This window comes from Nonomuraea sp. NPDC049421, assembly GCF_040677005.1.
In the GTDB taxonomy this organism is placed as follows: domain Bacteria; phylum Actinomycetota; class Actinomycetes; order Streptosporangiales; family Streptosporangiaceae; genus Nonomuraea; species Nonomuraea salmonea.
On the sequence record NZ_JBFAQA010000009.1, the window covers coordinates 1 to 19,186 of the forward strand.

Consider the following 19,186-nt stretch of genomic DNA (forward strand, 5'->3'; position numbering starts at 1 on the left):
ACATCCCCGAGCCGGGCATTCCCGAGTCGTTCAAGGTGCTGATCAAGGAGATGCAGTCGCTGTGCCTCAACGTCGAGGTGCTCTCCAGCGACGGCATGTCCATCGAGATGCGCGACACCGACGAGGACGTCTTCCGCGCAGCGGAGGAGCTCGGTATCGATCTGTCCCGGCGTGAGCCGAGCAGCGTGGAAGAAGTCTGAGGGGGAGATCGCACAAATGCTGGACGTCAACTTCTTCGACGAGCTTCGGATCGGGCTGGCGACGGCCGACGACATCCGTCAGTGGTCGCACGGCGAGGTCAAGAAGCCGGAGACGATCAACTACCGCACCCTCAAGCCGGAGAAGGACGGGCTCTTCTGCGAGAAGATCTTCGGTCCGACCCGCGACTGGGAGTGCTACTGCGGTAAGTACAAGCGAGTCCGGTTCAAGGGCATCATCTGTGAGCGCTGTGGCGTCGAGGTGACTCGCGCCAAGGTGCGTCGTGAGCGGATGGGCCACATCGAGCTGGCCGCGCCGGTCACGCACATCTGGTACTTCAAGGGCGTTCCGTCGCGCCTCGGCTACCTGCTCGACCTCGCCCCGAAGGACCTGGAGAAGGTCATCTACTTCGCGGCGTACATGATCACGCATGTCGACACCGAGCTGCGTGAGCGTGACCTGCCCTCGCTGGAGGCGAAGATCTCCGTCGAGCGGCAGCACATCGAGCAGCGCCGTGACGCCGACATCGAGGCCAGGCAGAAGAAGCTCGAGTCCGACCTGGCCGAGCTCGAGGCCGCCGGCGCCAAGGGCGACCAGCGCCGCAAGGTGCGTGAGGGCGCCGAGCGCGAGATGCGTCAGCTGCGCGACCGCGCGCAGCGCGAGCTCGACCGCCTCGACGAGGTCTGGAGCCGCTTCAAGAACCTCAAGGTCCAGGACCTCGAGGGCGACGAGCTGCTCTACCGCGAGATGCGTGACCGCTTCGGCCGCTACTTCAAGGGCGGCATGGGCGCGCAGGCGATCCAGGACCGCCTGATCAGCTTCGACCTCGACGCCGAGGCCGAGAACCTGCGCGAGACCATCCGCAGCGGCAAGGGCCAGAAGAAGGCCCGCGCGCTCAAGCGGCTCAAGGTCGTGTCGGCGTTCCTCAACACGACCAACTCGCCGCGCGGCATGGTGCTCGACTGCATCCCGGTCATCCCGCCGGACCTGCGCCCGATGGTGCAGCTCGACGGTGGCCGGTTCGCGACCTCCGACCTCAACGACCTCTACCGCCGGGTCATCAACCGGAACAACCGCCTCAAGCGTCTGCTCGACCTCGGTGCGCCCGAGATCATCGTGAACAACGAGAAGCGGATGCTGCAGGAGGCCGTCGACGCGCTGTTCGACAACGGCCGTCGCGGTCGCCCGGTCACCGGTCCCGGCAACAGGCCGCTGAAGTCCCTCAGCGACATGCTGAAGGGTAAGCAGGGTCGCTTCCGCCAGAACCTTCTGGGCAAGCGCGTCGACTACTCCGGCCGTTCGGTCATCGTCGTCGGCCCGCAGCTCAAGCTGCACCAGTGCGGTCTGCCCAAGCAGATGGCGCTGGAGCTGTTCAAGCCGTTCGTGATGAAGAGGCTGGTCGATCTCAACCACGCCCAGAACATCAAGTCGGCCAAGCGGATGGTCGAGCGCGCCCGCCCCGTGGTGTGGGACGTGCTCGAAGAGGTCATCACCGAGCACCCGGTCCTGCTCAACCGCGCGCCGACGCTCCACCGCCTGGGCATCCAGGCGTTCGAGCCGCAGCTCGTGGAGGGCAAGGCCATCCAGATCCACCCGCTCGTCTGCACCGCGTTCAACGCGGACTTCGACGGCGACCAGATGGCGGTGCACCTGCCGCTGTCGGCTGAGGCCCAGGCCGAGGCACGCATCCTGATGCTCTCGACCAACAACATCCTCAAGCCGGCCGACGGCAAGCCCGTCACCATGCCGACGCAGGACATGGTGATCGGCCTCTACTGGCTGACCACCATGAAGGAGGGCGCCAAGGGTGAGGGCCGCGTGTTCGGCTCGATCGCCGAGGCGCAGATGGCCTTCGACCGCCGCGAGCTGGAGATCCAGGCGAAGATCCAGATCCGGCTCAAGGACGTCCTGCCGCCGCGCGAGTGGGTCGCTCCCGAGGGCTGGGAGCAGGGTGACCCGATCCGGCTCGAGACCACGTTCGGGCGGTGCCTGTTCAACCAGACGCTGCCGGACAGCTACCCCTTCGTCGACTTCCAGGTCGGCAAGAAGCAGCTGTCGACGATCGTGAACGAGCTGGCGGAGACCTACCCGAAGATCGAGGTCGCCAACTCGCTCGACGCGCTCAAGGACGCCGGCTTCCGCTGGGCGACCCGCTCCGGTGTCACGATCTCGATCGAGGACGTCGTCGCGCCCCCGAACAAGACCGACATCATGGAGAACTACGAGCGCCGGGCCGACAAGGTCCAGCGCGAGTACGAGCGTGGTCTGATCACCGACGAGGAGCGCCGTCAGGAGCTCATCGAGATCTGGACCCACGCCACGGCCGACGTCGAGACCGACATGGTCAACGCCTTCCCGGCGACCAACCCGGTCTGGATGATGGTCAACTCCGGCGCCCGTGGTAACAAGATGCAGGTCCGGCAGATCGCCGGCATCCGTGGTCTGGTGTCCAACACCAAGGGTGAGACGATCCCGCGGCCGATCAAGGCCTCGTTCCGCGAGGGCCTGTCGGTGCTGGAGTACTTCATCTCCACCCACGGTCAGCGGAAGGGTCTGGCCGACACCGCGCTGCGTACCGCCGACTCGGGTTACCTGACCCGTCGTCTGGTCGACGTCGCCCAGGACGTCATCGTGCGCGAGATCGACTGCGGCACCGACCGCGCGGTCCCGCTCCACGTGGCCGACCGCGACGCCTCGGGCAACCTGGTCAAGGCGGAGAACGCCGAGTCCAACGTGCACGGCCGCATCCTGGCCGAGGACGTCGAGGTCGACGGCAAGGTCATCGTCCCGGCGGGCGTCGACATCAACGACATCCACGTGACGAAGCTGGTGGAGGCGGGCGTCGAGACCGTCCGCACCCGCAGCGCGCTCGTCTGCGAGGCCAAGATCGGTGTCTGCGCGACCTGCTACGGCCGGTCGCTGGCCACCGGCAAGCTCGTGGACGTCGGCGAGGCCGTCGGCATCATCGCCGCCCAGTCGATCGGTGAGCCCGGCACGCAGCTGACGATGCGGACCTTCCACACCGGTGGTGTGGCGGGCGCCGACATCACCCACGGTCTGCCGCGTGTCACGGAGCTGTTCGAGGCGCGCATCCCCAAGGGTGTCGCCCCGATCTCCGAGGCCGAGGGCCGGGTCAGGATTGACGAGACCGACAAGACCAGGAAGATCGTGATCACCCCCGACGACGGGTCGGAGGAGATCGCCTACCCGGTCTCGATGCGTTCGCGCCTGCTCGTGCAGGAGGGCCAGCGCGTCACGGTCGGCCAGCAGCTGGTGGCCGGTGCGGTCAACCCCAACGAGGTGCTGCGCATCCTCGGCCCGCGGGCCGTGCAGCTGCACCTGGTGGCGGAGGTCCAGCAGGTCTACCGCTCGCAGGGTGTGTCGATCCACGACAAGCACATCGAGATCATCGTGCGGCAGATGCTCAAGCGCGTGAACGTGCTGGAGTCCGGTGACACCGACCTGCTGCCCGGCGAGCTCGTGGAGCGTCCGCGCTTCGAGCAGATGAACCGCGAGACGGTGGCGGAGAGCGGCTCGCCGGCCGCCGGCCGTCCGGTCCTCATGGGCATCACGAAGGCGTCGCTGGCCACCGAGTCGTGGCTGTCGGCGGCCTCCTTCCAGGAGACGACCAGGGTGCTGACGGACGCGGCGATCCACGCCAAGTCCGACTCGCTGCTGGGCCTGAAGGAGAACGTCATCATCGGTAAGCTCATCCCGGCCGGTACGGGCATGCCCCAATACCGCAACATCCGGGTCGAGCCGACCGAGGAGGCCAAGGCGGCGATGTACACCGTCGGTGGCTACGACGGCTCCGCGGCCGACTACACCTTCGGCACCGGCAGCGGCGAGGCCGTGCCGCTGGAGGAGTACGACTTCGGCCAGTACAACCGGTAAGACGGCTCAGGGCGGCGCGCCCGGGTCCCTCGGCGAGGGGCTCGGGCGCGTCCCTTTTCCGGCACGCTCACAGGCGCGTACGTAGTCATCCGGCGTGGAGTGGGACAAAACACGGTTACGGTCAGGTGGCGGTTCGCCGACTTGGGGACGGGACACCCCGGGGGCCTATATCATTGGTCCGGAGCTGTGGATGGGCTGGATGAATAGGCCCAGGCGACCCGGAGTGGCAAGGCTTGCCCGCATTGCCGCGCCGTTTTGACGTGTCGCCAGGGCCTGGGTAGTCTTGAGCATCGTGCCCGTCTTCTAACGGGCTCTCGACCGTGCGCTCAATTGCGGGCGCGGGACGGCTTCCTGGCTCGTAATCCTCGCGGATGTGTCTGTGCGAATAGCGCGACACGCCCGAGCGCGGGGGCACCGAGACAAGAAAAACCAGCAGGTCATGACACCGGCAGTACCTGCGACGCAAGACCCATGACGTAACACCGGCCAAGGCACGAAACGGAGTGGCAGTGCCCACTATTCAGCAGTTGGTCCGCAAGGGCCGGCAGGACAAGGTCTCCAAGACCAAGACTCCTGCCCTCAAGGGGAGTCCGCAGCGGCGCGGCGTGTGCCAGCGCGTTTACACCACCACCCCGAAGAAGCCCAACTCGGCACTGCGCAAGGTGGCCCGCGTTCGGCTCACGAACGGCATCGAGGTCACGGCTTACATCCCCGGTGTGGGCCACAACCTGCAGGAGCACTCCATCGTGCTCGTGCGTGGCGGTCGTGTGAAGGACCTGCCTGGTGTTCGCTACAAGATCATCCGCGGTTCGCTCGACACCCAGGGTGTCCGCAACCGCAAGCAGGCCCGCAGCCGCTACGGCGCGAAGAAGGAGAAGAGCTAACAATGCCGCGTAAGGGTTCTCCTGGCCGTCGTCAGCTGATGGCTGACCCGGTTTACAGCTCGCCGCTGGTGACCGCCCTGATCAACAAGGTGCTTCTGGACGGCAAGCGCTCCATCGCGCAGTCGATCGTCTACGGCGCCCTTGAGGGCTGCAGGGAGAAGACGGGCAACGACCCGGTCGTCACCCTGAAGCGCGCGCTTGACAACGTCAAGCCGACCCTCGAGGTCCGCAGCCGTCGCGTCGGTGGCGCGACCTACCAGGTGCCGGTCGAGGTGCGCGCCGCGCGCAGCACCACCCTGGCCCTGCGCTGGCTGGTGCAGTACTCCCGCGCCCGCCGCGAGAAGACCATGACCGAGCGCCTCATGAACGAGCTCCTCGACGCCAGCAACGGCCTCGGGGCGAGCGTGAAGAAGCGCGAGGACACCCACAAGATGGCCGAGTCCAACAAGGCCTTCGCCCACTACCGCTGGTAGTGGACCCGACGAGACGACGAGGACGCGAGAGAAGTGGCCACCACGACCGCTCTTGACCTGGCCAAGGTCCGCAACATCGGGATCATGGCCCATATCGACGCGGGCAAGACCACCACGACCGAGCGCATCCTGTTCTACACCGGTATCAACTACAAGATCGGTGAGGTCCACGAGGGCGCTGCCACGATGGACTGGATGGAGCAGGAGCAGGAGCGCGGCATCACCATCACGTCTGCCGCGACGACGTGCGAGTGGCTCGGTCACACCATCAACATCATCGACACTCCCGGCCACGTCGACTTCACCATCGAGGTGGAGCGTTCGCTCCGCGTCCTCGACGGGGCCGTCGCCGTCTTCGACGGTGTCGCGGGTGTCGAGCCCCAGTCGGAGACGGTGTGGCGGCAGGCTGACCGCTACAACGTTCCGCGCATCTGCTTCGTGAACAAGATGGACCGGGTCGGCGCGGAGTTCCACCGCTGCGTCGACATGATGATCAGCCGTCTCGGCGCCACGCCGGCCGTCATCCAGCTTCCGCTGGGTGTCGAGGCCGACTTCAAGGGCGTCATCGACCTGATCAAGATGAAGGGTCTCGTCTGGAGCGCCGAGGCGGCCAAGGGCGAGATGTACGACACCGTCGACATCCCGGCCGACCACGCCGACGCCGCCCGCGAGTGGCGTGACCGGCTCATCGAGACCGTCGCCGAGAACGACGACGAGCTGATGGAGCTCTACCTCGAGGGCACCGAGCCCACCGAGGAGCAGCTGGTCGCGGCCATCCGCCGGGCGACCCTGTCCAGCGCCATCAACCCGGTCCTGTGCGGCACCGCGTTCAAGAACAAGGGCGTGCAGCCCCTGCTCGACGCGATCGTCGCCTACCTCCCCGCCCCGACCGACATCCCCTCCTTCAAGGGCCACGCGGTCGGCAACGAGGAGAAGGTCATCGAGCGGCACGCCGACCCGACCGAGCCTTTCTCGGCGCTGGCGTTCAAGATCGCGAGTGACCCGCACCTGGGCAAGATCACCTACATCCGCATCTACTCGGGCACGCTCGAGGCCGGTTCACAGGTCGTCAACTCTGTGAAGGGCAAGAAGGAGCGGATCGGCAAGATCTACCAGATGCACGCGAACAAGCGTGAGGAGCGCCCGACGGCGATCGCCGGCCAGATCGTCGCGGTCATGGGTCTGAAGGACACCACGACCGGCGACACCCTGTCCGACCCGTCGAACCAGGTCGTGCTCGAGTCGATGACGTTCCCGGCTCCGGTCATCAACGTCGCCATCGAGCCCAAGACCAAGGGCGACCAGGAGAAGCTGTCCACCGCCATTCAGCGGCTGGCCGAGGAGGACCCGTCCTTCCAGGTCCGTCGTGACGAGGAGACCGGTCAGACGGTCATCTGGGGCATGGGCGAGCTTCACCTGGAGATCCTCGTCGACCGCATGCGTCGCGAGTTCAAGGTCGAGGCCAACGTGGGCCGCCCGCAGGTGGCCTACCGCGAGACCATCCGCCGCAAGGTGGAGAAGATCGACTACACCCACAAGAAGCAGACCGGTGGTTCCGGTCAGTTCGCGCGGGTGATCATCGACCTCGAGCCGCTGGGCGAAGGCAACGACGGCTACGAGTTCGAGAACAAGGTCACCGGTGGCCGCGTCCCGAGGGAGTACATCCCGTCGGTCGACGCCGGCGCCCAGGAGGCCGCCGAGTTCGGCGTGCTGGCCGGTTACCCGATGGTCGGCGTGAAGGTGACGCTGACCGACGGTGCGGCCCACGACGTTGACTCCTCGGAAATGGCGTTCAAGATCGCTGGCTCGATGGCCTTCAAGGAGGCCGCGCGCAAGGCGGACGCCGTGCTCCTCGAGCCGATGATGGCCGTCGAGGTGACCACGCCCGAGGACTACATGGGTGATGTCATCGGTGACCTCAACGGTCGCCGCGGGCAGATCCAGTCGATGGACGAGCGGGCCGGCGCCCGTGTCGTCCAGGCGCTCGTGCCGCTGTCTGAGATGTTCGGCTACGTGGGTGACCTGCGTAGCAAGACGCAGGGGCGCGCGAGCTACAGCATGCTGTTCGACTCCTACGCGGAGGTGCCTCCGGGCATCGCCAAGGAGATCGTCGCGAAGGCCCGGGGCGAGTAGTCTCCGGTCCGGCCGCGCGAGCGGACGGACCGGGCTCACGTCCTGGTCCCTGGTGCGGTGGTCACAGCGGCCACCGCACCGCCAAGGGGTTCGGAATCTCCCGGGCCCGAGTGTGTAGACGAAAGTCAGTCAGATTCTCTAAGGAGAGAACCAGTGGGCAAGGCCAAGTTCGAGCGGAACAAGCCGCACATGAACATCGGCACCATTGGGCACATCGACCACGGCAAGACCACGCTGACCGCGGCGATCACCAAGGTGCTCCACGACCGTTACCCTGAGCTCAACGCCGCCACGCCGTTCGACAAGATCGACAAGGCGCCGGAGGAGAAGGCTCGCGGCATTACGATCTCCATCGCGCACGTCGAGTACCAGACCGAGAAGCGCCACTACGCGCACGTCGACTGCCCTGGTCACGCCGACTACGTGAAGAACATGATCACCGGTGCCGCCCAGATGGACGGCGCCATCCTCGTGGTCGCCGCCACCGACGGCCCGATGCCGCAGACGAAGGAGCACGTCCTCCTGGCCCGCCAGGTCGGCGTCCCCTACATCGTCGTGGCCCTCAACAAGGCCGACATGGTCGACGACGAGGAGATCCTGGAGCTCGTCGAGCTCGAGGTCCGTGAGCTCCTCTCCGCTCAGGAGTTCCCCGGCGACGACCTGCCCGTCGTCCGCGTCTCCGCTCTCAAGGCCCTTGAGGGTGACGAGAAGTGGGCCGACAGCATCATCGAGCTCATGAACGCCGTGGACGAGAACGTCCCCGAGCCGCCGCGTGACACGGAGAAGCCGTTCCTCATGCCGGTCGAGGACGTCTTCTCGATCACCGGTCGCGGCACCGTCGTCACCGGTCGTATCGAGCGCGGCATCGTCAAGGTCAACGAGCAGGTCGACATCATCGGCATCAAGCCGGAGAAGACGACGACCACCGTCACCAGCATCGAGATGTTCAACAAGATGCTCGACGAGGGTCACGCGGGTGACAACGCCGCCCTGCTGCTCCGCGGCATCAAGCGCGACGACGTCGAGCGCGGCCAGTGCATCATCAAGCCGGGCACGACCACCCCGCACACCGAGTTCACCGGCCAGGTCTACATCCTGTCCAAGGACGAGGGCGGCCGCCACACGCCGTTCTTCAACAACTACCGCCCGCAGTTCTACTTCCGTACGACGGACGTGACCGGTGTGGTGAACCTCCCCGAGGGCACCGAGATGGTCATGCCGGGCGACAACACCGAGATGCGCGTTGAGCTGATCCAGCCCATCGCCATGGAGGAAGGCCTCAAGTTCGCGATCCGTGAGGGTGGCCGCACCGTCGGCGCCGGTCGGGTCACGAAGATCATCAAGTAGCCAGACCGTCGGGGCGGCGGTCGGCCCCGGGCTCCGGGACCGACCGCCGTACCACGTCACAGCCGGAATCCGCCCGCGCGAGCGGGCGGGGGCCGGCGGCACAGGCCCCATGCAAGGCGCCGTGATCCAGCAGTGGCTTCGGCCGGCAAGCATCACGTGACCGAAGTCACTGCCGGATCACGGAAGAAAAGGCAGATCGACTACGTCTGCCTCGTGGGGTTACGCAGGCTTCGACCTGCACGAACAGCGGCAACAGGCCGCACGATACTTTTTCAGACGACAGCGAAGGACACCGAGGCCACTATGGCGGGACAGAAGATCCGCATCCGGCTTAAGGCCTATGACCACGAGGTCATCGACAGCTCGGCCAAGAAGATCGTCGAGACGGTGACGCGGACTGGCGCGAAGGTCGCGGGCCCGGTGCCGCTGCCGACCGAGAAGAACGTGTACTGCGTCATCCGCTCGCCGCACAAGTACAAGGACAGCCGCGAGCACTTCGAGATGCGCACGCACAAGCGGCTGATTGACATCATCGACCCGACCCCCAAGACGGTCGACTCGCTCATGCGGCTCGACCTCCCCGCGGGTGTCGACATTTCGATCAAGCTCTGAGGGAACGCACTGACATGGCTAAGACGATCAAGGGCGTCCTGGGCAAGAAGCTCGGCATGACCCAGGTCTTCGACGCGGACAACCGGATGGTGCCGGTGACCGTGGTCGAGGCCGGTCCGTGCGTGGTGACCCGCGTCCGCACTCCTGAGAAGGACGGCTACTCCGCCGTACAGCTCGGCTTCGGGCAGGTCGACCCCCGGAAGGTCAACAAGCCGCTCGGCGACTACCTGCGTAAGCACGACATCACCCCGCGCCGTTACTTCGCGGAGATCCGCACCGACGACGCGAGCGACTACACCCTGGGCCAGGAGCTGCTGGCCGACACTTTCGAGGCCGGCCAGTTCGTCGACGTGACGGGCAAGAGCAAGGGCAAGGGCTTCGCCGGTGTCATGAAGCGGCACGGCTTCGGTGGTCTGGGCGCGTCGCACGGTACGCAGCGCAAGCACCGCTCGCCGGGTTCCATCGGTGGCTGCGCCACCCCGGGCCGCGTTTTCAAGGGTCTGCGCATGGCCGGTCGGATGGGTAACGTCCGCACCACCGTGCAGAGCCTGAAGGTTCACTCCGTCGACGCCGAGAAGGGTCTCATCCTGATCAAGGGTGCGATCCCCGGCGCCAACGGCAGCCTGGTCCTCGTCCGTACCGCTGCCAAGAAGGGGGCATCCAAGTGAGCACCACTATCGACGTCCTCGACGCCAGCGGCGCGAAGACCGGCACCGTCGACCTGCCCGAAGACATCTTCGGCGCGAAGGTCAACGTACCTCTGATCCACCAGGTGGTCGTGGCTCAGCTCGCCGCTCGCCGGCAGGGCACCCACAAGGCCAAGACCCGTGGTGAGGTCTCCGGCGGCGGCAAGAAGCCGTACCGCCAGAAGGGCACCGGCCGCGCCCGTCAGGGCTCGACCCGCGCGCCGCAGTTCGCCGGCGGTGGCACCGTCCACGGCCCCGTGCCGCGCGACTACTCGCAGCGCACGCCCAAGAAGATGAAGGCCGCCGCCCTGCGCGGCGCCCTGTCCGACCGGGCCGGCGGCGGTCGCGTCCACGTGGTGAGCTCGCTGGTCTCGGGCGAGACGCCCAAGACCAAGGCCGCCCTGGAGGCTCTGCGCAAGATCACCCAGGCCCCGCGCGTCCTCGTCGTGGTCGACGCGGACGACGAGCTGAGCTGGCTGAGCCTGCGCAACGCTCCGGAGGTCCACCTGCTGGACGCCGGGCAGCTCAACACCTACGACGTGCTCGTGGCCGACGACGTGGTCTTCACCCAGGAGGCGTACGACCAGGTCGTGGCGCGGCTGAGTGGCGGGAAGGAAGACGCCTGATGGAGAAGATCGCCGACCCGCGCGACATCATCATCAAGCCGGTCGTCTCTGAGAAGAGCTACGGCCTGATCGATGAGAACAACAAGTACACGTTCCTGGTGAAGAAGACCGCGAACAAGACCCAGGTCAAGATCGCCGTTGAGCAGATCTTCGGGGTCAAGGTCACCAGCGTGAACACCATCAACCGGCAGGGCAAGCGCAAGCGGACCCGTACCGGCTACGGCAAGCGTCCCGACACCAAGCGCGCGATCGTGAGCCTGGTAGAGGGCGATCGGATCGACATCTTCGGTCAGATCGGCTAGCAGCCATAGGAATGAGCGCGGGCCGCAGGGCCACGCGCGGGGTGAGACCGTCGCACTCCGGTGCGGCGGGCTCACCCATGTAACCGACGAAGGATGAACGAAAAAGATGGGCATCCGTAAGTACAAGCCGACGACCCCAGGTCGCCGCGGGTCGAGTGTCTCGGACTTCTCCGAGATCACCCGCAGCACGCCTGAGAAGTCGCTGCTTGCACCCCTTCACAGCAAGGGCGGCCGCAACGTACACGGCCGAGTCACCGCTCGCCACCAGGGCGGCGGTCACAAGCGCGCCTACCGGATCATCGACTTCCGTAGGCATGACAAGGACGGCATCCCGGCCAAGGTCGCTCACATCGAGTACGACCCCAACCGCACCGCCAATATCGCTCTGCTGCACTACGCCGACGGCGAGAAGCGCTACATCATCGCGCCGACCGGCCTGAAGCAGGGCGACCGAATCGAGAACGGCCCCGCTGCCGACATCAAGCCGGGCAACTGCCTGCCGCTGCGCAACATCCCGACGGGTACCTTCATCCACGCGGTGGAGCTCCGTCCGGGCGGCGGCGCCAAGCTCGGCCGCTCCGCGGGCGCTCAGATCCAGCTGCTCGCCAAGGAAGGCCAGTACGCCACCCTGCGTATGCCGTCCGGTGAAATGCGCATGGTCGACGTGCGCTGCCGGGCGACCGTCGGCCAGGTCGGCAACGCCGAGCAGGCCAACATCAACTGGGGCAAGGCCGGCCGTATGCGGTGGAAGGGCAAGCGCCCGACCGTTCGCGGTGTCGCGATGAACCCCGTCGATCACCCGCACGGTGGTGGTGAGGGCAAGACCTCCGGTGGTCGCCACCCGGTGAACCCGAAGGGCAAGCCCGAGGGCCGCACCCGCCAGGCCAACAAGGCCAGCGACCGGCTGATCATCCGTCGTCGGAGCAAGAGGAAGAAGCGGTAGGAGCAGCCGAGATGCCACGTAGCCTTAAGAAGGGTCCCTTCGTGGACGAACACCTTCAGAAGAAGGTGGACGCCCAGAACGAGAAGGGCACCAAGAACGTCATCAAGACGTGGTCGCGGCGCTCCATGATCGTTCCCGACATGCTCGGGCACACGATCGCCGTGCACGACGGCCGCAAGCACGTCCCGGTGTTCGTCACCGAGTCCATGATCGGCCACAAGCTCGGAGAGTTCGCCCCGACGCGGACGTTCCGCAGCCACGTCAAGGAAGACCGCCGCAGCCGGCGGTAAGCGTCCCGGAAGTAGGAGAAAGCGATGGAAGCCAGGGCTCAGGCGCGGTTCGTCCGTGTCACGCCCCTCAAGGCCCGCCGCGTGGTGGACCTTATTCGCGGGCTGCCCGCTTCGGAGGCGCAGGCCGTGCTGCAGTTCGCTCCCCAGTCGGCGAGCGAGCCGATCTACAAGGTGCTCAGCTCCGCCATGGCGAACGCCGAGCACAACTTCGATCTCGACCCCAGCACGCTCGTCGTGAGCCGCGCGTGGGTCGACGAGGGCCCGACGCTGAAGCGGTTCCGTCCGCGTGCCCAGGGTCGTGCCTATCGGATCAACAAGCGGACGAGCCACATCACTGTGATCGTGGAGTCCCGCGAGCCGAAGGGAAGGACCCGATAGTGGGCCAGAAGGTTAACCCGCACGGGTTCCGCCTCGGCATCACGACCGACTTCAAGAGCCGGTGGTACGCCGACAAGCTGTACAAGTCGTACGTCGCTGAGGACGTCGCGATCCGCCGCATGCTGCAGAAGGGCATGGAGCGGGCCGGCATCTCCAAGGTCGAGATCGAGCGCACCACGGACCGCGTGCAGGTGGACATCCACACCGCGCGTCCCGGCATCGTGATCGGCCGCCGCGGCGCCGAGGCCGACCGCATCCGCGGCGACCTGGAGAAGCTGACCAAGAAGCAGGTCCAGCTCAACATCCTCGAGGTCAAGAACCCGGAGATCGACGCGCAGCTCGTCGCGCAGGGCGTCGCCGAGCAGCTGTCCAGCCGTGTCTCGTTCCGCCGCGCCATGCGCAAGGCGATGCAGTCGGCCATGAAGTCCGGCGCCAAGGGCATCCGTGTCCAGTGCTCCGGTCGTCTGGGCGGCGCCGAGATGTCGAGGTCGGAGTTCTACCGCGAGGGCCGCGTGCCGCTGCACACGCTCCGCGCGGACATCGACTACGGCTTCTACGAGGCCCGTACGACCTTCGGCCGCATCGGCGTGAAGGTCTGGATCTACAAGGGCGAGGCTCCGACCAGCCGCGCCGAGCGCGAGGCGGCCGCCGCCGGCGCTCGTGCCGGCCAGCGTCGTGACCGCGACGACCGTCGTGGTGGCGGCGACCGTCCGCGTCGTGGTGGCGGTGACCGCCCCCGTCGTGGTGGTGGCCGCGGCGACCGCGCCCCCCGTAACGAGGCGGCCGCGCAGGCCGCCCCTGAGACCGGCCCGGCTGCTCAGCCGGGTGCTGAAGGGAGCTGACCATGCTGATCCCGCGCAGGGTCAAGCACCGCAAGCAGCACCGGCCTGACCGCAGCGGAGCCGCCAAGGGCGGCACCAGGGTCGTGTTCGGCGAGTTCGGCATTCAGGCGATTGAGCACTCCTACGTGACCAACCGCCAGATCGAGTCCGCTCGTATCGCCATGACCCGTCACATCCGCCGTGGCGGCAAGGTGTGGATCAACATCTACCCCGACCGTCCCCTGACGAAGAAGCCGGCCGAGACCCGCATGGGTTCCGGTAAGGGTTCTCCGGAGTGGTGGATCGCCAACGTCAAGCCCGGACGCGTGATGTTCGAGCTGTCCGGCGTGGCGGAGCCGGTCGCGCGCGAGGCGCTTCAGCGTGCGATCCACAAGCTGCCTATGAAGTGCAAGATCGTTAAGCGTGAAGTGGGTGAGGCGTGATGGCTAAGGGCCTGACCGCCGGCGAGCTGCGGCTCGAGGACGAGGAGACCCTCGTCCAGAAGCTGAAGGAGGCGAAGGAGGAGCTGTTCAACCTCCGCTTCCAGGCGGCGACCGGTCAGTTGGAGAGCCACGGGCGGCTGCGGGCCGTCCGCCGCGAGATCGCCCGTATCTACACCGTGATGCGCGAGCGTGAGCTCGGCATCGTCACGGTCGAGAAGGAGACGAGCGATGGCTGAGACCGAGACCACTGAGACCACCGAGAGCGCGGAGAAGGATCAGCGGCACTTCCGCAAGGTCCGCGAGGGCCTCGTCGTCAGCGACAAGATGGACAAGACCGTCGTCGTCGCCGTCGAGGACCGCGTCAAGCACCGTCTCTACGGCAAGGTCATCCGCAGGACGACCAAGTACAAGGCGCACGACGAGTCCAACGCCTGCGGCGTCGGCGACCGCGTGCTGCTGATGGAGACCCGCCCCCTCTCCGCCACCAAGCGGTGGAGGGTCGTGGAGATCCTCGAGAAGGCCAAGTAAGGCTCTCTCCGCTATACCGCGCCTCGTGGGGGCTCTCAGAGCCCCCATGACGGCGTCCAAGGACGCGAGGCCCACGGGCCTCGCGTCGCCTGCGGTGCGGCGCTCTAGAGGCGCTGTGGCCGTGGGAACAAGACAATGACAGGTTCCGCCAGGCTCAGCGATGAGAACCGGCGCGACTAACAGGAGTAGACGTGATCCAGCAGGAGTCGCGGCTCAAGGTCGCCGACAACACGGGTGCCAAGGAGATTCTCTGCATCCGCGTTCTCGGCGGCTCGGGCCGACGCTACGCCGGTATCGGCGACGTCATCGTCGCCACAGTCAAGGACGCGCTGCCCGGCAGCACGGGCGTCAAGAAGGGCGATGTGGTCAAGGCCGTCATCGTCCGTACGGTCAAGGAGCGCCGCCGGCCCGACGGCTCCTACATCCGCTTCGACGAGAACGCCGCCGTCATCATCAAGGACAGCGGTGACCCTCGCGGCACTCGTATCTTCGGCCCGGTCGGCCGCGAGCTGCGCGACAAGAAGTTCATGCGCATCATCTCGCTCGCTCCGGAGGTGCTGTAATGCCGAAGCTGACGGTGAAGAAGGGTGACCTGGTCCAGGTCATCGCGGGCAAGGACAAGGGTGCCAAGGGTCGCGTGATCGCCGCTCTTCCGCGCGAGGACCGCGTGGTGGTCGAGGGCGTCAACCTGATCAAGAAGCACACCAAGGAGACCCACCAGGGCCCGCGCGGCGCCAAGCAGGGCGGCGTGCAGACCATGGAGGCTCCGATCCACGTGTCGAACGTGAAGAGGCTGAAGGACGAGAAGCCCGCCGACAAGAAGGCCGACGAGAAGAAGGCCGACGAGACGGGTGAGGACAGCTGATGACTGCCACGACCACCGAGACCGAGCGCCCCACGCCGCGACTCAAGACGAAGTACCGCGAGGAGATCGCGAACCAGCTTCGTGAGCAGTTCGGCATCGAGAACGTCATGGAGATCCCGGCGCTCACCAAGATCAAGGTCAACATGGGTGTCGGCGAGGCGGCTCGCGACTCCAAGCTGATCGAAGGCGCCGTTCGCGACCTCACCGCGATCACCGGCCAGAAGCCGGCGGTCGTGCGGGCCCGCAAGTCCATCGCGCAGTTCAAGCTGCGTGAGGGCATGCCGATCGGCGCGCACGTCACGCTGCGCGGCGACCGCATGTGGGAGTTCCTCGACCGTCTGCTGGCGCTGGCCCTGCCCCGTATCAGGGACTTCCGTGGCCTGTCGCCGAAGCAGTTCGACGGCAACGGCAACTACACGTTCGGCCTGACCGAGCAGGTCATGTTCCACGAGGTCGACCAGGACAAGGTGGACCGGCCGCGGGGCATGGACATCACGATCGTGACCACCGCGAAGAACGACGACCAGGGCCGGGCGCTGCTGAAGCTCCTCGGCTTCCCCTTCAAGGAGGCCTGATCATGGCGAAGAAGTCGCTGATCGCCAAGGCGGGGCGCAAGCAGAAGTTCGAGGTCCGGGCGTACACGCGGTGCTCGCGCTGCGGCCGGCCGCGCGCCGTCTACCGCAAGTTCGGGCTCTGCCGCGTGTGCTTCCGCGAGATGGCGCACCGTGGCGAGCTGCCCGGCATCACCAAGTCGAGCTGGTAGGTAACCTGAGGGGCGGCCTCGTGCCGCCCGTTCAGGCATTCATATTCAGTAGAAGAGACAGGGCGTCCCGTAAGGGGCGTCCGTGACCACGCCGTAGGTCCACCGGCAGAGCAGGGTGAGGTAGCCGAAAGGCGGACTCAGCCAGTCGAACTGCTTGGCCGACTGGAAACCGCGGCGAGGAAGGCCACTGGCCATGACGATGACCGACCCGATCGCAGACATGCTCACGCGTCTGCGCAACGCGAATTCGGCGTACCACGACAGCGTGTCGATGCCGTACTCGAAGATCAAGGCGCACATCGCCGAGATCCTCCAGCAGGAGGGTTACATCCAGGCTTGGACCGTCGAGGACGCCAAGGTTGGAAAGAACCTCGTGGTGGAGCTCAAGTTCGGGCCCACCCGTGAGCGGTCGCTCGCGGGCCTGCGCCGGGTTTCCAAGCCCGGTCTGCGGGTTTATGCGAAGAAGGACAACCTGCCTCGAGTCCTGGGCGGACTGGGCGTCGCGATCATCTCGACGTCCCACGGCCTCATGACCGACAAGCAGGCCGGCAAGCGTGGTGTGGGCGGGGAAGTCCTCGCCTACGTCTGGTAGAGGGGAGGAACACAGCATGTCGCGAATCGGACGGCTGCCCATCCCTGTGCCGAATGGCGTTGACATCACGATCGACGGCCAGGACGTCCAGGTCAAGGGCCCCAAGGGCACGCTCACTCACAAGGTCGCGGAGCCCATCAAGGTGGTCCGCGACGACGACGGCGCCATCGCCGTCTCCCGGCCCAACGACGAGAACAAGGTCCGTGCGCTGCACGGCCTGTCCAGGACGCTGATCGCCAACATGGTGCAGGGCGTCACCCAGGGCTACTCCAAGAGCCTTGAGATCGTCGGCGTCGGTTACCGCGTCCAGGCCAAGGGGCCGACGCAGCTGGAGTTCTCTCTGGGCTTCAGTCACCCGGTCATCGTGGACGCCCCCGAGGGCGTCACCTTCCGCGTCGAGAAGCCGACCCTGTTCCACGTGGACGGCATCGACAAGCAGAAGGTCGGCGAGGTCGCGGCCAACATCCGCAAGTTGCGCAAGCCTGACCCGTACAAGGGCAAGGGCGTGCGCTACCAGGGCGAACAGATCCGCCGCAAGGTCGGAAAGGCTGGTAAGTAGGCATGGCTCCGAAGACTGCGTTCAGCAAGCACACGGCTGCCCGCACCGTCTCGCGGGCCCGCCGTCACCGCCGCGTCCGCAAGAACGTCGTCGGTACGGCCGAGCGTCCGCGCCTGGTCGTCAACCGTTCGACCCGTCACATGTTCGTCCAGATCGTGGACGACTCCGTCGGTCACACGCTGGTGAGCGCCTCCACCATGGACGCCTCGCTGCGCTCGCTCGAGGCCGACAAGACCGAGAAGGCCAAGAAGGTCGGCGAGCTCCTCGCTCAGCGGGCCAAGGAAGCCGGGATCACCCAGGTCGTCTTCGACCGCGGTGGCAACCGGTATGCGGGCCGGATCGCCGCGCTGGCGGACAGCGCGCGCGAGGGCGGGCTCGAATTCTGATGAGGGCCCGGGGAACGCAAATGATGACCGCAATTGAGATGAGGAACCACTGATGGCTGCAGCTCCGCGTCGCGGTGGCGGCACCGGTGGCGAGCGGCGGGACCGTCGTGACGATCGCCGCGGTGGCGCCGCCGACAAGGGCGTCTCGTACATCGAGCGCGTAGTGAAGATCAACCGAGTGGCCAAGGTCGTGAAGGGTGGTCGTCGCTTCAGCTTCACCGCCCTGGTCGTCGTCGGTGACGGCAACGGCCTGGTCGGCGTCGGCTACGGCAAGGCCAAGGAAGTGCCCGCGGCCATCGCCAAGGGCGTCGAAGAGGCCAAGAAGCACTTCTTCAAGGTGCCCCGCATCCAGGGCACCATCCCGCACACCGTGCAGGGCGAGGAGGCGGCCGGTGTCGTCTTCCTGCGTCCGGCCTCGGCCGGTACCGGCGTCATCGCCGGCGGCCCGGTGCGCGCGGTGCTGGAGTGCGCCGGCATCCACGACGTGCTGTCCAAGTCGCTCGGCTCGGACAACCCGATCAACATCGTGCACGCCACCGTGGCGGCTCTGAAGGGCCTCTCGCGCCCCGAGGAGATCGCCGCCCGCCGTGGCCTGCCGATCGAGGACGTCGCTCCTGCCTCCATGCTCAAGGCTCGCGCCGAGGGCCTGGCCGAGGCGGCGGCGGCGAAGGCGGTGAGCTAGTCATGGCACGCCTGAAGATCACTCAGGTTCGCTCGAAGATCGGTGGCAAGCAGAACCAGCGCGACTCGCTGCGTTCGCTTGGCCTGAAGCGAATCGGCGACGTCGTCGTCAAGGAGGACCGGCCCGAGATTCGCGGCATGGTCTCCGTGGTGACGCACCTCGTCGAGGTGGAAGAGGTCGACTAGTCATGACTGACAAGGCTCCGCTGAAGATTCACGACCTGCGTCCCGCCCCCGGCGCCAACAAGGCCAAGATCCGCAAGGGTCGCGGCGAGGCGTCGAAGGGCAAGACGGCCGGTCGCGGCACCAAGGGCAGCCACGCCCGCACCACGGTGCCCCTCGGCTTCGAGGGTGGCCAGGTGCCGCTGCAGAGGCGTCTGCCGAAGCTCAAGGGCTTCTCCAACGCCCTGTTCAAGACGACGTACCAGGTCGTCAACCTCGACAGGCTGGGCGAGCTGTTCCCCGAGGGTGGCGAGGTCACCGTCGAGGCGCTGGTCGCCAAGGGTGCTGTCCGCAAGAACCAGCTCGTGAAGGTGCTCGGCACCGGCGAGATCTCCGTCGCGGTGAACGTGCAGGCTCACGCCTTCTCGTCCGCAGCCAAGGAGAAGATCACCGCTGCCGGTGGTTCCGTTACCGAGCTGTAAAGACGCTATGACGAGGCGTGGGGGCTTTGACAATGGGCTCCCACGCCCGTAGTGCGTTAGAGTTCGCGAGACGGCAGGCTTCTGTCCGGCTCGTTTGACAATGAGACTTCAGATGGCAGATCCCCGCACCATCGCTTA

Annotated in this window: 28 protein-coding genes; 27 read left to right on the forward strand and 1 reads right to left on the reverse strand. The window is 66.5% G+C overall.

The features are described 5' to 3' along the window. From AB0K18_RS17010 to AB0K18_RS17110, 21 genes are all read left to right on the forward strand, one after another. A partial coding sequence (locus tag AB0K18_RS17010) for a hypothetical protein (RefSeq protein WP_355425630.1) occupies nt 1–200 on the forward strand: 200 nt, incomplete at its 5' end. A gap of 16 nt (nt 201–216) precedes the next feature. Then, a complete protein-coding gene (locus AB0K18_RS17015) occupies nt 217–4,092 on the forward strand; it encodes a DNA-directed RNA polymerase subunit beta' (protein ID WP_364914945.1) in 3,876 nt (1,291 codons plus the stop codon). Nucleotides 4,093–4,601: 509 nt separating this feature from the next. Continuing rightward, nucleotides 4,602–4,976, forward strand: coding sequence for a 30S ribosomal protein S12 (gene rpsL / locus AB0K18_RS17020; RefSeq protein WP_020542315.1), 375 nt, complete (start codon nt 4,602–4,604; stop codon nt 4,974–4,976). Nucleotides 4,977–4,978: 2 nt separating this feature from the next. Beyond that, nucleotides 4,979–5,449 carry a 30S ribosomal protein S7 gene (rpsG, locus tag AB0K18_RS17025; protein WP_020542314.1) on the forward strand — a complete coding sequence of 157 codons (471 nt, stop codon included), beginning with the start codon at nt 4,979–4,981 and terminating at the stop codon, nt 5,447–5,449. Nucleotides 5,450–5,482: 33 nt separating this feature from the next. Next, nucleotides 5,483–7,582 carry an elongation factor G gene (fusA, locus tag AB0K18_RS17030; protein ID WP_364914946.1) on the forward strand — a complete coding sequence of 700 codons (2,100 nt, stop codon included), beginning with the start codon at nt 5,483–5,485 and terminating at the stop codon, nt 7,580–7,582. Nucleotides 7,583–7,735: 153 nt separating this feature from the next. Next, nucleotides 7,736–8,929 (forward strand): elongation factor Tu, encoded by a 1,194-nt coding sequence (gene tuf, locus AB0K18_RS17035; RefSeq protein ID WP_345395632.1) that lies wholly within the window; start codon nt 7,736–7,738, stop codon nt 8,927–8,929. A 303-nt stretch (nt 8,930–9,232) separates the two neighbouring features. Further along, nucleotides 9,233–9,541 carry a 30S ribosomal protein S10 gene (gene rpsJ, locus AB0K18_RS17040; RefSeq protein ID WP_012887830.1) on the forward strand — a complete coding sequence of 103 codons (309 nt, stop codon included), beginning with the start codon at nt 9,233–9,235 and terminating at the stop codon, nt 9,539–9,541. A gap of 14 nt (nt 9,542–9,555) precedes the next feature. Next, nucleotides 9,556–10,209 (forward strand): 50S ribosomal protein L3, encoded by a 654-nt coding sequence (gene rplC, locus AB0K18_RS17045; protein WP_355425618.1) that lies wholly within the window; start codon nt 9,556–9,558, stop codon nt 10,207–10,209. Beyond that, nucleotides 10,206–10,853, forward strand: a complete 648-nt coding sequence (gene rplD / locus AB0K18_RS17050; protein ID WP_345395638.1) for a 50S ribosomal protein L4 — start codon at nt 10,206–10,208, stop codon at nt 10,851–10,853. Before rplC ends, rplD begins: the two co-directional genes overlap by 4 nt. Then, nucleotides 10,853–11,155, forward strand: coding sequence for a 50S ribosomal protein L23 (gene rplW, locus AB0K18_RS17055; RefSeq protein WP_080043238.1), 303 nt, complete (start codon nt 10,853–10,855; stop codon nt 11,153–11,155). The genes rplD and rplW overlap by 1 nt, the downstream gene beginning before the upstream one ends. A gap of 106 nt (nt 11,156–11,261) precedes the next feature. Continuing rightward, nucleotides 11,262–12,098 (forward strand): 50S ribosomal protein L2, encoded by an 837-nt coding sequence (rplB, locus tag AB0K18_RS17060; RefSeq protein ID WP_080043237.1) that lies wholly within the window; start codon nt 11,262–11,264, stop codon nt 12,096–12,098. Between the two features lie 11 nt (nt 12,099–12,109). Further along, nucleotides 12,110–12,388 (forward strand): 30S ribosomal protein S19, encoded by a 279-nt coding sequence (gene rpsS, locus AB0K18_RS17065; RefSeq protein ID WP_080043236.1) that lies wholly within the window; start codon nt 12,110–12,112, stop codon nt 12,386–12,388. 24 nt (nt 12,389–12,412) lie between these two features. Continuing rightward, a complete protein-coding gene (rplV, locus tag AB0K18_RS17070; RefSeq protein WP_103960883.1) occupies nt 12,413–12,766 on the forward strand; it encodes a 50S ribosomal protein L22 in 354 nt (117 codons plus the stop codon). Continuing rightward, on the forward strand, nt 12,766–13,608 hold the full coding sequence (gene rpsC, locus AB0K18_RS17075; RefSeq protein WP_355425609.1) for a 30S ribosomal protein S3: 843 nt from the start codon (nt 12,766–12,768) through the stop codon (nt 13,606–13,608). Before rplV ends, rpsC begins: the two co-directional genes overlap by 1 nt. Nucleotides 13,609–13,610: 2 nt before the next feature. Beyond that, nucleotides 13,611–14,030 (forward strand): 50S ribosomal protein L16, encoded by a 420-nt coding sequence (gene rplP / locus AB0K18_RS17080; RefSeq protein ID WP_111180887.1) that lies wholly within the window; start codon nt 13,611–13,613, stop codon nt 14,028–14,030. Then, complete coding sequence (gene rpmC, locus AB0K18_RS17085; protein WP_043623744.1) at nt 14,030–14,266, forward strand: 50S ribosomal protein L29; 237 nt, start codon at nt 14,030–14,032, stop codon at nt 14,264–14,266. Before rplP ends, rpmC begins: the two co-directional genes overlap by 1 nt. Continuing rightward, nucleotides 14,259–14,558 (forward strand): 30S ribosomal protein S17, encoded by a 300-nt coding sequence (gene rpsQ, locus AB0K18_RS17090; protein WP_345395660.1) that lies wholly within the window; start codon nt 14,259–14,261, stop codon nt 14,556–14,558. Before rpmC ends, rpsQ begins: the two co-directional genes overlap by 8 nt. A gap of 191 nt (nt 14,559–14,749) precedes the next feature. Continuing rightward, entirely contained in the window at nt 14,750–15,121 is a 372-nt protein-coding gene (gene rplN, locus AB0K18_RS17095) for a 50S ribosomal protein L14 (RefSeq protein WP_026214151.1), read from the forward strand. An 8-nt stretch (nt 15,122–15,129) separates the two neighbouring features. Next, the gene (rplX, locus tag AB0K18_RS17100; protein ID WP_364915379.1) at nt 15,130–15,423 is read left to right on the forward strand and encodes a 50S ribosomal protein L24; all 294 of its coding nucleotides are present in this window, start codon (nt 15,130–15,132) and stop codon (nt 15,421–15,423) included. Next, a complete protein-coding gene (rplE, locus tag AB0K18_RS17105; protein ID WP_345395665.1) occupies nt 15,423–15,998 on the forward strand; it encodes a 50S ribosomal protein L5 in 576 nt (191 codons plus the stop codon). The genes rplX and rplE overlap by 1 nt, the downstream gene beginning before the upstream one ends. A gap of 2 nt (nt 15,999–16,000) precedes the next feature. Further along, nucleotides 16,001–16,186, forward strand: a complete 186-nt coding sequence (locus AB0K18_RS17110; RefSeq protein WP_020542298.1) for a type Z 30S ribosomal protein S14 — start codon at nt 16,001–16,003, stop codon at nt 16,184–16,186. Nucleotides 16,187–16,231: 45 nt separating this feature from the next. Here the strand turns inward: AB0K18_RS17110 and AB0K18_RS17115 are convergent, their stop codons facing one another. After that, the gene (locus AB0K18_RS17115) at nt 16,232–16,381 is read right to left on the reverse strand and encodes a hypothetical protein (protein WP_345395668.1); all 150 of its coding nucleotides are present in this window, start codon (nt 16,379–16,381) and stop codon (nt 16,232–16,234) included. Here AB0K18_RS17115 and rpsH point away from each other — a divergent pair. Genes rpsH through rplO form a run of 6 tightly spaced genes read left to right on the forward strand, consistent with a single transcriptional unit; the run spans nt 16,380 to nt 19,048 of the window. After that, nucleotides 16,380–16,778: a 30S ribosomal protein S8 gene (gene rpsH / locus AB0K18_RS17120; protein WP_020542297.1), complete on the forward strand. Its 399-nt coding sequence runs from the start codon at nt 16,380–16,382 to the stop codon at nt 16,776–16,778. The genes AB0K18_RS17115 and rpsH overlap by 2 nt on opposite strands. A gap of 16 nt (nt 16,779–16,794) precedes the next feature. Next, nucleotides 16,795–17,337, forward strand: coding sequence for a 50S ribosomal protein L6 (rplF, locus tag AB0K18_RS17125; RefSeq protein ID WP_345395672.1), 543 nt, complete (start codon nt 16,795–16,797; stop codon nt 17,335–17,337). Between the two features lie 2 nt (nt 17,338–17,339). Continuing rightward, nucleotides 17,340–17,723: a 50S ribosomal protein L18 gene (rplR, locus tag AB0K18_RS17130; protein WP_345395675.1), complete on the forward strand. Its 384-nt coding sequence runs from the start codon at nt 17,340–17,342 to the stop codon at nt 17,721–17,723. A gap of 52 nt (nt 17,724–17,775) precedes the next feature. Continuing rightward, a complete protein-coding gene (rpsE, locus tag AB0K18_RS17135) occupies nt 17,776–18,405 on the forward strand; it encodes a 30S ribosomal protein S5 (protein ID WP_345395678.1) in 630 nt (209 codons plus the stop codon). Between the two features lie 2 nt (nt 18,406–18,407). Next, nucleotides 18,408–18,590 (forward strand): 50S ribosomal protein L30, encoded by a 183-nt coding sequence (gene rpmD / locus AB0K18_RS17140; RefSeq protein ID WP_080043226.1) that lies wholly within the window; start codon nt 18,408–18,410, stop codon nt 18,588–18,590. Nucleotides 18,591–18,592: 2 nt separating this feature from the next. Beyond that, complete coding sequence (gene rplO, locus AB0K18_RS17145) at nt 18,593–19,048, forward strand: 50S ribosomal protein L15 (protein ID WP_345395681.1); 456 nt, start codon at nt 18,593–18,595, stop codon at nt 19,046–19,048. The last annotated feature ends 138 nt before the right edge of the window (nt 19,049–19,186 follow it).

What these genes read in the sequence shown, in the direction of transcription:
- AB0K18_RS17015 (WP_364914945.1), top strand. Translation starts at nt 217, where the DNA reads ATGCTGGACGTCAACTTCTTCGACGAGCTTCGGATCGGGCTGGCGACG.
- rpsG (WP_020542314.1), top strand. Translation starts at nt 4,979, where the DNA reads ATGCCGCGTAAGGGTTCTCCTGGCCGTCGTCAGCTGATGGCTGACCCG.
- rpsJ (WP_012887830.1), top strand. Translation starts at nt 9,233, where the DNA reads ATGGCGGGACAGAAGATCCGCATCCGGCTTAAGGCCTATGACCACGAG.
- rplC (WP_355425618.1), top strand. Translation starts at nt 9,556, where the DNA reads ATGGCTAAGACGATCAAGGGCGTCCTGGGCAAGAAGCTCGGCATGACC.
- rplW (WP_080043238.1), top strand. Translation starts at nt 10,853, where the DNA reads ATGGAGAAGATCGCCGACCCGCGCGACATCATCATCAAGCCGGTCGTC.
- rplB (WP_080043237.1), top strand. Translation starts at nt 11,262, where the DNA reads ATGGGCATCCGTAAGTACAAGCCGACGACCCCAGGTCGCCGCGGGTCG.
- rpsS (WP_080043236.1), top strand. Translation starts at nt 12,110, where the DNA reads ATGCCACGTAGCCTTAAGAAGGGTCCCTTCGTGGACGAACACCTTCAG.
- rplV (WP_103960883.1), top strand. Translation starts at nt 12,413, where the DNA reads ATGGAAGCCAGGGCTCAGGCGCGGTTCGTCCGTGTCACGCCCCTCAAG.
- rplP (WP_111180887.1), top strand. Translation starts at nt 13,611, where the DNA reads ATGCTGATCCCGCGCAGGGTCAAGCACCGCAAGCAGCACCGGCCTGAC.
- rpmC (WP_043623744.1), top strand. Translation starts at nt 14,030, where the DNA reads ATGGCTAAGGGCCTGACCGCCGGCGAGCTGCGGCTCGAGGACGAGGAG.
- rpsQ (WP_345395660.1), top strand. Translation starts at nt 14,259, where the DNA reads ATGGCTGAGACCGAGACCACTGAGACCACCGAGAGCGCGGAGAAGGAT.
- rplE (WP_345395665.1), top strand. Translation starts at nt 15,423, where the DNA reads ATGACTGCCACGACCACCGAGACCGAGCGCCCCACGCCGCGACTCAAG.
- AB0K18_RS17110 (WP_020542298.1), top strand. Translation starts at nt 16,001, where the DNA reads ATGGCGAAGAAGTCGCTGATCGCCAAGGCGGGGCGCAAGCAGAAGTTC.
- rpsH (WP_020542297.1), top strand. Translation starts at nt 16,380, where the DNA reads ATGACGATGACCGACCCGATCGCAGACATGCTCACGCGTCTGCGCAAC.
- AB0K18_RS17115 (WP_345395668.1), bottom strand. Translation starts at nt 16,381, where the DNA reads ATGGCCAGTGGCCTTCCTCGCCGCGGTTTCCAGTCGGCCAAGCAGTTC.
- rplF (WP_345395672.1), top strand. Translation starts at nt 16,795, where the DNA reads ATGTCGCGAATCGGACGGCTGCCCATCCCTGTGCCGAATGGCGTTGAC.
- rplR (WP_345395675.1), top strand. Translation starts at nt 17,340, where the DNA reads ATGGCTCCGAAGACTGCGTTCAGCAAGCACACGGCTGCCCGCACCGTC.
- rpsE (WP_345395678.1), top strand. Translation starts at nt 17,776, where the DNA reads ATGGCTGCAGCTCCGCGTCGCGGTGGCGGCACCGGTGGCGAGCGGCGG.
- rpmD (WP_080043226.1), top strand. Translation starts at nt 18,408, where the DNA reads ATGGCACGCCTGAAGATCACTCAGGTTCGCTCGAAGATCGGTGGCAAG.
- rplO (WP_345395681.1), top strand. Translation starts at nt 18,593, where the DNA reads ATGACTGACAAGGCTCCGCTGAAGATTCACGACCTGCGTCCCGCCCCC.